This is a genomic window from Nonomuraea sp. NPDC049152, assembly GCF_040648355.1.
GTDB lineage: Bacteria > Actinomycetota > Actinomycetes > Streptosporangiales > Streptosporangiaceae > Nonomuraea.
In genome coordinates, this window is sequence record NZ_JBEZDO010000001.1 from 314,850 (window position 1) to 327,013 (window position 12,164).

General features: G+C 71.7%; 11 protein-coding genes. 2 read left to right on the forward strand and 9 right to left on the reverse strand.

All coding sequences use genetic code 11. The annotated features are described in order from the left end of the window. Nucleotides 1-81: 81 nt before the first annotated feature. Entirely contained in the window at nt 82-1,230 is a 1,149-nt protein-coding gene (locus tag AB0B45_RS01490) for a winged helix DNA-binding domain-containing protein (RefSeq protein ID WP_358123666.1), read from the forward strand. Here AB0B45_RS01490 and AB0B45_RS01495 read toward each other — a convergent pair. The 9 genes from AB0B45_RS01495 to uraD all read right to left on the reverse strand — a co-directional run bounded on the left by AB0B45_RS01495 (nt 1,199) and on the right by uraD (nt 10,466). Next, nucleotides 1,199-2,293, reverse strand: coding sequence for an XdhC family protein (locus tag AB0B45_RS01495; protein ID WP_358123668.1), 1,095 nt, complete (start codon nt 2,291-2,293; stop codon nt 1,199-1,201). The genes AB0B45_RS01490 and AB0B45_RS01495 overlap by 32 nt on opposite strands. After that, complete coding sequence (locus AB0B45_RS01500; protein ID WP_358123670.1) at nt 2,293-3,690, reverse strand: NCS2 family permease; 1,398 nt, start codon at nt 3,688-3,690, stop codon at nt 2,293-2,295. The genes AB0B45_RS01495 and AB0B45_RS01500 overlap by 1 nt, the downstream gene beginning before the upstream one ends. 105 nt (nt 3,691-3,795) lie before the next feature. Further along, on the reverse strand, nt 3,796-6,117 hold the full coding sequence (locus AB0B45_RS01505) for a molybdopterin cofactor-binding domain-containing protein (protein WP_358123672.1): 2,322 nt from the start codon (nt 6,115-6,117) through the stop codon (nt 3,796-3,798). Further along, nucleotides 6,114-7,493 (reverse strand): 8-oxoguanine deaminase, encoded by a 1,380-nt coding sequence (locus AB0B45_RS01510; protein ID WP_358124709.1) that lies wholly within the window; start codon nt 7,491-7,493, stop codon nt 6,114-6,116. The genes AB0B45_RS01505 and AB0B45_RS01510 overlap by 4 nt, the downstream gene beginning before the upstream one ends. 2 nt (nt 7,494-7,495) lie before the next feature. Then, nucleotides 7,496-7,969, reverse strand: a complete 474-nt coding sequence (locus AB0B45_RS01515) for a (2Fe-2S)-binding protein (protein ID WP_358124712.1) — start codon at nt 7,967-7,969, stop codon at nt 7,496-7,498. Beyond that, on the reverse strand, nt 7,969-8,829 hold the full coding sequence (locus AB0B45_RS01520; RefSeq protein WP_358123674.1) for an FAD binding domain-containing protein: 861 nt from the start codon (nt 8,827-8,829) through the stop codon (nt 7,969-7,971). The genes AB0B45_RS01515 and AB0B45_RS01520 overlap by 1 nt, the downstream gene beginning before the upstream one ends. A 3-nt stretch (nt 8,830-8,832) precedes the next feature. After that, nucleotides 8,833-9,696: a factor-independent urate hydroxylase gene (pucL, locus tag AB0B45_RS01525; protein WP_358123676.1), complete on the reverse strand. Its 864-nt coding sequence runs from the start codon at nt 9,694-9,696 to the stop codon at nt 8,833-8,835. Beyond that, nucleotides 9,697-9,996: a hydroxyisourate hydrolase gene (uraH, locus tag AB0B45_RS01530; protein WP_358123678.1), complete on the reverse strand. Its 300-nt coding sequence runs from the start codon at nt 9,994-9,996 to the stop codon at nt 9,697-9,699. After that, nucleotides 9,993-10,466 carry a 2-oxo-4-hydroxy-4-carboxy-5-ureidoimidazoline decarboxylase gene (gene uraD, locus AB0B45_RS01535; RefSeq protein ID WP_358123680.1) on the reverse strand — a complete coding sequence of 158 codons (474 nt, stop codon included), beginning with the start codon at nt 10,464-10,466 and terminating at the stop codon, nt 9,993-9,995. Before uraD ends, uraH begins: the two co-directional genes overlap by 4 nt. Before the next feature lie 133 nt (nt 10,467-10,599). Here uraD and AB0B45_RS01540 point away from each other — a divergent pair, with 133 nt between their 5' ends. After that, nucleotides 10,600-12,147 carry a PucR family transcriptional regulator ligand-binding domain-containing protein gene (locus tag AB0B45_RS01540; RefSeq protein WP_358123682.1) on the forward strand — a complete coding sequence of 516 codons (1,548 nt, stop codon included), beginning with the start codon at nt 10,600-10,602 and terminating at the stop codon, nt 12,145-12,147. Nucleotides 12,148-12,164 lie beyond the last annotated feature (17 nt).

Genomic DNA, 12,164 nt, shown 5'->3' on the forward strand with positions numbered 1-12,164 from the left:
GGTCTACCGGCAGGAAGTCCGAAGCTGCGGGGCCGAGAGCGCGGGGGGATTGTGCGTTGGTCCAACCCTTATGCTCCATGCATGCGCATGAGTACGGCACAGCGCCGCGCCCGCCTCGGGGTCAGGCACCTGCTCGCCGAGCAGGGCGGGAGCGTCGAGGAGGCGGCCGAGGCCGTGGTGGCGCTGCACGGCACCGACCCTGCGACGGTGTTCCTGTCGGCGGCGGCGCGGGCAGGCTCGAAGGGCCCCGAGCCGATGGAGAGGGCCCTGTACGAGGACAGGACGCTGGTCAGGATGACCGGCATGCGGCGCACGATCTTCGTGGTGCCGCGCGCTCTCGCTCCCGTCGTCCACCACTCCAGCGCGCTCGCCGTCGCGGTGAAGGAGCGCAAGCTGCTCACCCGGCACTTCGAGGAGGGCGGCGGCTTCGACGGGGAGTGGATCTCCCGGGTCGAGGGCAAGGTGCTGGAGGCGCTGCGCCTGCACGGTGAGGCGACGGCGGCCACGCTGGGCACGCTAGTGCCCGAGCTGCGCGAGCAGCTCGTCTACGCGGCGGGCAAGCCGTACGAGGCCAGGCAGGGGGTCGGCACCAGGCTGCTGTTCCTGATGGCGGCCGAGGGCCTGATCGTCAGGCAGGGGCGGCCCTCGGGCTCGTGGATCAGCGGGCAGCACCGGTGGGCACTGGCGCCCGAGATGCCTCTCATGGCCGTGCGGGACGCGCGGGCCGAGCTGGTGCGCAGGTGGCTGGCCGCCTACGGCCCCGGCACCGAGGCCGACCTGAAGTGGTGGACCGGCTGGTCGCTCGGCGACGTGCGCAAGGCTCTGGCGGCGGTGGGCGCGACGGAGGTCGAGCTGGAGGACGGGCCGGCGGGCTACGTCCTGCCGGGCGACGTCGAGGCGGACGAGCCCGAGCCGTGGGCGGCTTTCCTGCCCGCGCTCGACCCGACGCCGATGGGCTGGCAGCAGCGTGACTGGTACCTGCCGCAGGCGCATCGGGCCGAGCTGTTCGACCGGTCGGGCAACGTCGGCCCGACCGTGTGGTGGAACGGCGCCGTCGTCGGCGGGTGGGGCCAGCGGGCGGACGGCGAGGTGGTGTGGCGGCTGCTGGAGGACGTCGGCTCGGACGCCCGCCAGGCCGTCGAGCGGGCGGCGGAGGGTGTCACGGCGTGGCTGGACGGGGTGACGGTGACGCCGCGCTTCAGGACCCCGCTGGAGCGCGCGCTCCGCTGAGCCGGTCGTTCGTGAACGTGTGAATCGGCCCGTCCGACTTCGACAACGGTACGCCGCTGCCGCCGCGCCGGGCGGCGACGATCTCCGCCACGATCGACACGGCGGTCTCCTCAGGCGTGCGCGCGCCCAGGTCGAGGCCGATGGGCGAGCGCAGCGTGCCGAGCTCCTCCTCGGTCAGCCCCTGCTCGCGCAGGCGCCGCATCCTGTCCCTGTGCGTACGGCGTGAGCCCATCGCCCCCACGTACGCCGCTCCCGTCCGCAGCGCCACCTCCAGCAGCGGCACGTCGAACTTCGCGTCGTGGGTCAGGACGGCGATGACCGTGCGGGAGTCCACCTCGGTCGCCGCCAGGTAGCGGTGCGGCCAGTCCACGACCACCTCGTGGGCGTCGGGGAAGCGCCGCCTGGTGGCGAAGACGGGGCGGGCGTCGCAGACCGTGACGTGGTAGCCGAGCAGGCGGCCCGCCCTGGTGAGCGCGGCGGCGAAGTCGATGGCGCCGAAGACGAGCATCCGCGGCGGCGGGGTGTGCGACTCGACGAACAGCTCGACTCTCCGCTCGCCGCAGCCGATCTCGCGTACGCCGGTCAGTCCCGCTTCGAGCATCGCCCTGGTCTCGGCGACGACGACCGCGTCGAGGTCGTCGTCGCCCATGTCGCCCTCGTGGCGGTCGGGCCACACCACGATGGCGTCGGCCGCGTCGCCGAACGCCCTGGCCACCGCGACGCGCTCGCCCTGCCGTACGGGCTGGAGGAAGCGGGGACTGGGCCATACGAGCACCTCGATGATGCCGCCGCAGGTCAGGCCGACCGCGAAGGCGTCGTCGTCGCCGTAGCCGAACGTCTGGCGGACGGGGACGCCGCCGGCGGCGACCTCCAGGCACAGCTCGTAGACCGCGCCCTCGACGCAGCCGCCGGACACGCTTCCGATGGCCTCCCCGTCGGCCGACACCGCCAGCGCCGCGCCCGCGGGGCGGGGGGCGCTGCCGGTGGTCGAGACGACGGAGGCGACGGCGAAGGGCCTGCCCGAGGCGGCCCAGGCCTTCAGCTCCTCCAGGAGTTCGAACATCAGCCGATCAGGCTCTCGATGAAGCCGACGCCGAAGTACCCGACGAAGATCACGCTGATCAGCCAGAGCAGCCAGTGGATCTCGTCGAAGCGGCCGCGGGCGGCCTTGATGACGGTGTAGGCGATGACGCCCGCGCCGACGCCGTTGGTGATGGAGTAGGTGAAGGGCATCAGCGCGATCGTCAGGAACGCGGGGATCGCCAGGTCGAGGGAGTCCCACTCGATCTTGCGGGCCGCGGTCATCATGAGCGCGCCGACCAGCACCAGCGCGGGGGCCGCCGCCTGTGCGGGCACGACGGCGGCCAGCGGCGTGAGGAACATGGCCGCGGCGAACAGCGCTCCTGTGACGAGGCTGGCGAGGCCGGTGCGAGCGCCCTCCCCCACCCCCGCGGCGGACTCGACGACGACGGTGTTCGCCGAGGCCCCTGTGCCGCCGCCGATGATCGCGCCGAGGCCGTCGATGGTCAGGATCTTGCCGATGCCCTGGATGCGGCCCTCGGAGTCGGCCATGCCCGCCTCCTCGCCGAGGCCGAGGATGGTGCCCATCGCGTCGAAGAAGCCGGACAGGACCAGTGTGAACAGCACGACGGTCGCGGTGAGGAAGCCCGCCGAGCCGAACCCGCCGAACAGGTCGACGCCGAACAGCAGCCCGAAGTCGGGTGTGGCGATGATCTGCGAGGGCATCTCGGGCGTGACGACGCCCCACTTCAGCCCCGGCACCGCGGCGTTGACGACGATGGCGAGGACCGTCGCGGAGACGATGCCGATGAGCAGGGCGCCTGGCACCTTCCTGACGAACAGGGCGATGGTCAGCAGCAGTCCCGCGCAGAAGACCACGATCGGCCAGCCGGCCAGGTGGCCGCCGACGCCGAGGGTCACGGGCGTGCCCGCGCCCTTGCCGACGAATCCGGCGTCCACCAGCCCGATCAGCGCGATGAACATGCCGATGCCGACGCCGATGGCGTGCTTGATGGGCGTGGGGATGGCGTCCATGATGAGCTGCCTGACCCCGGTGAGGGCGAGGATCACGATGACCACGCCCTCCAGGACGACCAGGCCCATCGCCTGCGCCCAGGTCATGTGCGGGGCCGCCTGGAAGGCCACGACGGGCGCGACGCCCAGGCCCGAGGCGAGGGCGAACGGCGCGTTGCCGACCAGGCCCATCAGGATCGTGGTGAGCGCCGCCGACAGCGTGACGGCCGTGGTGAGCTGCGGGATCGTCATGGTGGCGCCGGTCACGTCCTTGGCGCCGCTCAGGATGATCGGGATGAGCAGGATGATGTAGGCGACGGCCACGAACGTGGTGATGCCGCCGCGCACCTCTCGGCCTACCGTGGTGCCCCTCGCGGCCAGGTCGAAGAAGTCTCCTGTGACGGGCTTGGGCTTCAGCTGGGTCATGGTCGGGGCCCTCCTCAGGGCATGGTCGACCTGCGGCGGGGCATGACAGGCCGCGCCGCGGGGGTGTGGTTGTGGGGCCGCCGCGGACAGGGCGGCCCCCGTTGATCAACTCACTGCTGCGCCGAGTGTGATGTGCTCGGGGCGGACCGGCACCCTGTTGAGTGCGAGACCCGTGGCGTCGCGGATGGCCGCGACGATCGCGGGCGTGGAGGAGAGCGTGGGTGGCTCTCCGGCCCCGCGCAGCCCGTACGGCGCGCGCGGGTCGGCGTTCTCGAGGATCTCCAGCCGCATCGGCGGCATGTCCTGGATGGTCGGGATGAGGTAGTCGGTGAAGGACGGGTTGCGCACCTTGCCGTCGCGCACCACGATCTCCTCCATCACCGCGAGGCCGAGGCCCTGGGCGCTGCCGCCGTGGATCTGGCCCTCGAGGGAGAGCCTGTTGATGATCCGGCCGACGTCCTGGACGGCCGCCAGCTCGACGACCTTCACCAGGCCGAGTTCGACGTCGACGTCCACCACCGCGCGGTGGACGCACAGGGCGAGCTGGGTGTGCGAGTCGCCCTGCCCTGTCACCTTGTCCATGCCGGTGGTCGGCTCATGGTGGTACTCGCGGGTCTCCTCGATGGCGTCGTCGCCGAGGATCTCCTCGAGCGAGGCGATCACGCCCGCGCTCGCGGAGACCACCTTGCCGCCGACCAGCGACAGGTCGTCGTGCTCGAGCCGCTCGAAGAGCCGGTCGCGCACGGCCTCGCAGGCCGCCTTGACCGCGCCGCCCGTCATGTAGGTCTGGCGGGAGGCCGAGCTCGAGCCCGCGTCGCCCACCTGGTTGTCGGCGGGGTGGATGACGACCCTCTCGACGCCCAGCTCGGTGCGAGCGATCTGGGCCTCGACGGTGACCAGCCCCTGTCCCACCTCGGCCGCCGCGGTGTGCACCAGCGCGGTGGCCTCTCCCCCGACGACCTCCAGGCGGACCCTGGCGGTGGAGTAGTCGTCGTACCCCTCGGAGAAGCAGATGTTCTTCAGCCCGACGCCGTAGCCGACGCCGCGCATGACGCCCTCGCCGTGGGTGGTCTGCGACGCGCCGCCCGGCAGGTTCCTGATGTCGGCGGCGTCGAGATCGGCGGGCATCGGCAGGGTGCGGGCCTGCTCCAGCATCTCGGCCATGGGCAGCGGCGCCCACAGCACCTGTCCCGTGGCCAGTCTGGTGCCCTGGGAGGCGGCGTTGCGCTGCCTGACCGTGACGGGGTCGAGCCCGCACGCGGCGGCCAGCCTGTCCATCATCGACTCGTAGGCGAAGCACGCCTGCACCGCGCCGAAGCCGCGCATCGCGCCGCACGGCGGGTTGTTGGTGTAGACGCCGTACGCGTCGATCTTGATGTTGGGGATGTCGTAGGGCCCGACGCCGAGGGAGGCGGCGTTGCCGACCACGTTGAGCGTGGCCGAGGTGTAGGCGCCGCCGTCGAGCAGGATCTCCACGTCCGCGTAGACGATCCTGCCGTCCTTGGTGGCCCCGTACTCGTAGCGCATCTCGGCCGGGTGCCTGTGCACGTGGCCGAAGAACGACTCGTGCCTGTTGTAGACCATCTTGACGGGCCGTCCCGTCCGCATGGCCAGCATCGCGGCGTGGATCTGCATCGACAGGTCCTCGCGGCCGCCGAACGCCCCTCCCACGCCTGACAGCGTCATCCGGATCTTGGACTCGGGCAGTCCGAGGCAGGGCCCGATCTGCTTGAGGTCGTTGTGCATCCACTGGGTGGCGACGTAGAGGTCCACCCCGCCGTCGTCGGCCGGTACGGCCAGCCCCGACTCGGGCCCGAGGAAGGCCTGGTCCTGGATGCCGACCTCGAAGGTGCCGGTGACCACGACCTCGGCGGCGGCCCTGGCCGACTCGACGTCGCCCACCCGCACCGGCTGGTGCCTGGCGGGATTGGGCCGCTCCTGCACCCGCGGATAGCTCGGGTCGAAGGCGGCCCTGCGGGCGTCGACGAGCGGGTCGAGCACCTCCCACTCGATCGCGATCTTCTCCAGCGCCCTGCGCGCGATCTCGGGATGGTCGGCGGCCACCAGCGCGATCGGCTCGCCCTGGTGGCGGACCTCGCCGATGGCCAGGACCGGCTGGTCCCAGGTGTGGTCGAGCCCGAAGTGCTTGCGTCCTGGCACGTCCTCCTCGGTCAGCACGGCGTGCACGCCCGGGTGAGCCAGGGCCGCGGAGGTGTCGATGGACACGATGCGGGCGCGGGGATGCGGGCTGCGCAGCGTCGCGCCCCACAGCATCCCGTCGATCCACAGGTCGGAGGAGTAGGCGAACTCCCCCTTGACCTTGAGCGTGCCGTCGGGCCGCAGCGGGCTGTCGCCCACGCCGCCCTGACCGGGCACGGCGATCTCGTGCGGCGCTCTCAGCGGTGTGCTCTGCCGGGAGCCGTTCACCCGTGCACCTCCTTCGCGGCGCTGATTCCCTGCTCGGACGCCAGGCGCAGCAGCCTGCGGTGGGCGTCCGCCCCCGCGCGTCCGGCCACGTCCTGGGGGACCGTGCGCAGCTCGTCGTCCTCGACGACGGTCTCCCCGCCGACCAGCAGCCTGGCCAGAGGCGGCTGCCTGGTGCCGAAGACCAGCTGGCACACCGGGTCGGTGACGGCGGAGCCGAACGGGCCGTCCACGCGCCACAGCGCGATGTCGGCGAGCTTGCCCGGCTCGAGCGAGCCGAGTTCGTCCTGCCTGCCGAGGTTGCGCGCGCCGCCCAGCGTGGCCATCTCCAGCGCCTGCCTGGCGGTGAGCGCGGTGGGCCCGTAGCGGGCGCGCTGGAACAGCAGCGCCTGCCGCATCTCGCCCGCCATCGTGGTCAGCTCGGAGGAGGCGTTGCCGTCGACGCCGAGGCCCACGTTGGCGCCGCGCGCCAGCATCTCCGACACGCGGGCGATCCCCGCGCCGAGCCGCCCGTTGGACGAGGGGCAGTGCGCCGAGCCGGTGCCGGTGGCGGCGAACTTCTCGATGTCGCCGTCGCTGAGGTGGACGGTGTGCGCGAACCACACGTCGGGGCCGAGCCAGCCGAGCTTCTCCATGTAGTCGACCGGCCGCATCCCGAACTGCTCCACGCAGTGCTCGTCCTCGTCGAGGGTCTCGGCCAGGTGGGTGTGCAGGCGCACGTTCGCGGCCCTTGCCAGGGAGGCGGCCTCGGTCATCAGCTCGGCGCTGACGGAGAACGGCGAGCAGGGCGCCACCGCGACCCGCAGCTTGGAGGAGAAGGAGGGGTCGTGGTAGGCGTCGATCGCCTCCTGCGTGGCGGCGAGGATCTCGTCGAGCTTCTCGACCACGACGTCCGGCGGCAGCCCTCCCTGCGACCTGCCCCTGTCCATGGACCCGCGGGCGGGGTGGAATCTGAGCCCGATCGAGCGGGCCGCCTCGATCTCGGCGCCGAACAGGTCGCCGCGGCCCTTGGGGAAGACGTAGTGGTGGTCGGAGGAGGTCGTGCAGCCGGACAGGGCCAGCCAGCCGAGCCCCGCCGTCGCCGCGCCGTGCACCACCTCGGCGTCCATCGCCGCCCATACCTGGTAGAGCGCCACCAGCCACTCGAACAGCGTCGCGTCCTGCGCGAGGCCCTGCGAGGCCCACTGGTAGAGGTGGTGGTGGGTGTTGACCAGGCCGGGGGTGGCCAGGCAGCCGCGCCCGTCGATCCGCTCGGCGTCGCCCTCGGGCGGGCCCGAGGGGGCTCCGTGGCCGATCTCGACGATCGTGTCGCCTTGGATCCTGATGAATCCCGACTCGATCTCGGGGCCCACGACCGGCGCGATGCGGACGTTCTCGATGATCACCGGAGCGCCGCCTTCCTGCTGGCGGCCAACCGTACGGCGTCGAGGATCTTCTCGTAGCCCGTGCACCTGCACAGGTTGCCGGCCAGCGCCTCGCGGATCTCCGCGTCGGACGGCCGGTCGTTGTGCTGGATGAGGTCGTGCGCCTGGACGATCAGGCCGGGCGTGCAGAAGCCGCACTGCACGGCGCCGCACTCGACGAAGGCCTCCTGCACGGGGTCGAGCCTGTCGCCGTCGGCGAGCCCCTCCACCGTGCGGACCTCGCGTCCTTCGACCTGGCCCGCCGCGACCAGGCACGAGCAGACGGGCGTGCCGTCGAGGTAGACCGTACAAGAGCCGCATTCGCCCTGCTCGCAGGCGTTCTTGGAGCCCGGCAGGCCCACCCGCTCGCGCAGCACGTAGAGCAGGCTCTCGCCCTCCCACACATCGTCGACGGCCTCGGTGCGGCCGTTGACGGTGAAGTTCACGCGCATCACGCGGCCCTCACTTTCCTGTAGTCGTTCCAGGCCCACGTCAGAGTTCGGCGGGCCATGACCGCGATCGCGTGCCTGCGGTAGTCGGCCGTGCCGCGAACGTCGTCGATCGGCGAGGCCGCCGCCGCGCACAGCTCGCCGAACCGCTTGAGCACGGCGGGGTCGAGACGCGCGTCCCAGTCCAGCTCGGCGGCCATGAACGCCTCGGCCTCCAGCGCCCTGCGCGGCGTCGGAGCCGCGGAGCCGATCCCGGTGCCGACGCGCCGCTCCGACGGGTGCAGTGCCACGGCGAACGAGCACACCGCGATCACCATGGCGTTGCGGGTGCCGACCTTGGAGAAGTACTGCGGCCCCTCGGCGGGCTTCATGTGGAAGGCCCTGATCAGCTCGTCGGGGCGCAGCGCGCTGCGCTTGACCCCCAGGTAGAACTCGGACGCGGGGATCAGCCTGACCCCTCCGTCGCGTGACTCCACCTCGATCACGGCGTCCCCCGCCAGCAGCGGCGGATGGCTGTCACCGGCGGGCGAGGCCGCGCCGAGGTTGCCGCCGACCGACCCGCGGTTGCGGATCTGCGGCGAGCCGACCGTCCGCGCCGCCTGCGCGAGGCCCGGCAGCGCGCCGGGCAGCTCCTCGATGATCCGCACGTACGGCACGCCCGCGCCGACCCTGTACGCGCCGTCGACCAGCTCGATCGTCTGGAGCTCGGCGACCTGGTTCAGGTCCAGCAGGGACGCGGGCCTGTGCACGTCGAAGTTGATCTCGACCATCACGTCGGTGCCGCCCTGGATGGGCACCGCCCCCGGCTGGTCGGCCTTGGCCTCCAGCGCCTCCGCCCATGTCGTGGGCCGCAGAAAGTCCATGTCTCACTCCCAGGCGAACGCGGCGTCGGGCGCGTCCTCGCGGAGCACGCTGCCCTCGATCAGCCCGTAGGGCCGGTCGGCGGCGTAGAAGACCTCGTTGTCGTTGTCCAGGCCGAACGGCGCCAGGTCCACGAGGAAGTGGTGCTTGTTCGGCATCGCGAAGCGAACCTCGCACACCTCCTGCCTCGTCTCCAGTACCCGCCGTCCCATGGCGTACAGCGTCTGCTGCAGCGAGAGGCTGTAGGTCTCGGCGAAGGCGTCGAGCAGTGCCTGTCGCACGTCGGCGTAGGACTTGCCGAAGTCGGCGGCGGCCGAGGCGTGCCGCCACTGGGCGGCCACCGCGGTGGCGAGGATCCTGTCGTGGGTCGGCTGCAGGGTGGTGTACTCGTCGACGATGTAGCCGTGGAACTCCGAGTCGGTGGAGTTGAGCACCACCAGGTCCTTCAGGCCGGAGACCACGCTCGTGCGGCCGTCGCGGTCGTGGTGGACGACGCAGGTGCGCACCTCCCCGCCGCTGCGCACGAAGGAGTGGCCGCCGCTGATGCGCTCCCACGCGTACTCCTCGATCTCCACCCTGGCGTGGTGGATGGTCGGCTGGGAGTCGACGAAGTGCCTGGCCAGCAGGAGGGCGAAGTCCTCGATCTGGTCGACGCCGTGCTTCTTGGCGAAGGCGTAGGCGGTGTTCTTCTGCGTGTCGGTGGGCAGCACGGCGGCGTTGTCGCCCGTCAGGTGGACCGGCTCCATCTCACCCGACAGGGAGCTGCTGACGTTGATGTCCTTGAGGTGGTGGACCTCGCCGTCGCGGACGACGCGGACGAGCCTGGTCTCGGCCTTGCCGTACCGGTTGGGTCCGAGGATGACTGACATCTAGCTCCCTCTGTAGGTGGAGTAGGCGAACGGGCTGAGGAGGAGGGGGACGTGGTAGTGCTCGGCGGGATCGGCGACGGTGAAGGTGATGACGACCTCCGGGTAGAAGGTGTCCCGGAGGTAGGAGCCGGTGTCGAACACCACGCGGTGCACGCCCGCTCCCGGGCTCCAGCCCTTGATCCGGCCGTCGTCGTCCGTACGGCCCTGCGCCACGACCTGTCCCTGGTGCTCCAGCCGTACCTGGACACCCACGGCGGGCCGTCCCGTGACCGCGTCGAGCACGTGCGTCGAGAAGCTCATATCTTCGCCACCCTCAGCTTGGTGATCTTGGCTAGTTCGTCCCGTACGACCTCGCGCTCGGTGGCGGGGTCGTTGGCCAGGCGTTCCTTCAGCCGGGCGAGCATCCGCTCGCCCGACAGGCCGGTGGCGCAGATCAGGTAGACGTGGCCGAACCTCTCCTCGTAGGCGCGGTTGCCCTCGGCCAGCGCCTGGCGCAGGTGGTCCTCGACGCCCGACTGCTCCTGCCTGCTCCAGGCGGACTCGCGGCCGGCGCCCTCGGCCCGCTCCCCGATCCTCGGGTGGGCCGCGAGCGCCTCCTCGACGTCCGGCCATGCCAGGCCGCGCACGGCGGCGTCGGCGGCGGCGGTCAGCGCGGCCAGGTCCTGGTACGGACGCAGCGCGGCCACCTCGCGGGCGAAGGCCCGGGAGGCGCAGCAGGCCAGCAGCTCCTTCTCCGCCTCGTCGGCGCTGAGTGCGTTGAGGTTCGGCATGTCATGAGTACACACAGCCCTGATGTCCCCGGTCCAGCAGCAAGAACTCCGAAGTGCGCGGGGGGTTGGCCAGGTCTTTTCGTGTCATGCTCCAATGCACGTCCTGTTCACCCATCGGTTACCCTCCGAGTGCATGCGGCTCAACGCGTTGCTCGACATGCCTGAACTGGGCCTGTCGGTCGTGGCAGGCCACGACGATCTGGAGCGGCCCATCAGGTGGGTCGTCACTACCGATCTGCTCGATCCCGGGCGCTATCTCAGCGGCGGCGAGCTGGTCCTCACCGGGCTGATCTGGCGGCGCGCGCCCGCCGACAGCGAGACCTTCGTCAGGGCGCTGGCCAGTGCGGGCGCCTCGGGCCTCGGCGCCTGCGAGGCGCGCAGCGGCGACCTGCCCGCCGATCTGGTCGACGCCTGCCGCAGGCATCGGATGCCGCTCTTCCACGTGCCGCAGGCGCTGTCGTTCGCCGAGGTCACCGAGCACATCGTGCGCCACCTGTCGACGGCCCGCGCCTCGGACGTGACCGCGGTCCTCGACCGGCACCGCCAGCTCGTCTCGGGGGCGGGGCTCGACCCCGTCCTGGAGATGATCGGGCGGGACCTCGGCATGCGCTGCTGGGTCCTCACGCCCTCGGGGCGGCTGGTGTCGGGCTCGAGCCCGCTGGACCGCGACACGGCCATGGCCATGGCCAGGACGTTCCTGACCGTCAAGCGGCTGCCGTGCTCCCGCAACGGTTACTCGATCTTCCCTGTCGACGAGCAGACCACCTCCAGGGTGGCCGACTGGTTCGTCGCGTTCGAGGGCTGCTTCACCGACTGGCCCGAGGAACGGCAGGCGCTGGCGGGCGAGCTCGCGGCGGTCGCCGCGCTGGAGCGGATCCGCCTGGACGACAGGCTCAGCCCCGAGGGGCGCATCGCCCAGGAGCTGGTCCGCCTGGTGTTCACCGAGGGCAAGCCCAGCGACATCCTGCCCAGGCTGGAGGTCACGGGACTGGCGGGGGCGCCGGGCTACGTCGCCCTCGCCGCAGCGGCGCACGGCACCCTGCGCCCTGCCGAGCTGCGCGCGGTCGTCAAGGAGATCCTGTACGCGGCCGTCTCCAGCGGCGCGGGACCGCCGTCCGGGGTGGGCGGCGCTCTGACGCCGCTCGCGATCGGGGTCGTCGGCGACGAGGCGATCGCGCTCATCCCCTCGGACGATCGCGAGCTCGTCGGCCGCGTCCGCGCCGCCGTGCACGAGCTGGCCCCAGGGCTGACGGGCAGCGGGCTGACCGTGGGCGTCAGCGGGATCGCCCAGGTCGAGGGGCTGCGCGGCGCGGTCGAGGAGGCCAGGTACGCCCGTCGCATGGCCGAGGGCAAGCCGGGGCCCGACGCGGTCGTCGGCCAGGACGAGCTGGCGACGCACGTCCTGCTGCTGGCCTCGGTGCCCGACGACGTGCGCCACATGTTCAGGGTCCGCCTGCTGGATCCGTTGCGCTCCTACGACCAGGTGCACAAGGCCGACCTGGTCCGCACGCTGGAGGCCTTCCTCCAGTGCTCCGGCTCGTGGACCAAGTGCTCGGAGCTGCTCCACGTCCACGTCAACACTCTGCGCTACCGCATCCAGCGTATCCAGGACCTGACGGGCAGGGACCTGTCGCGGCTGGAGGACAGGGTGGACTTCTTCCTCGCCCTGCGCCTGCAATAAGGTGTTATATGTAAAGA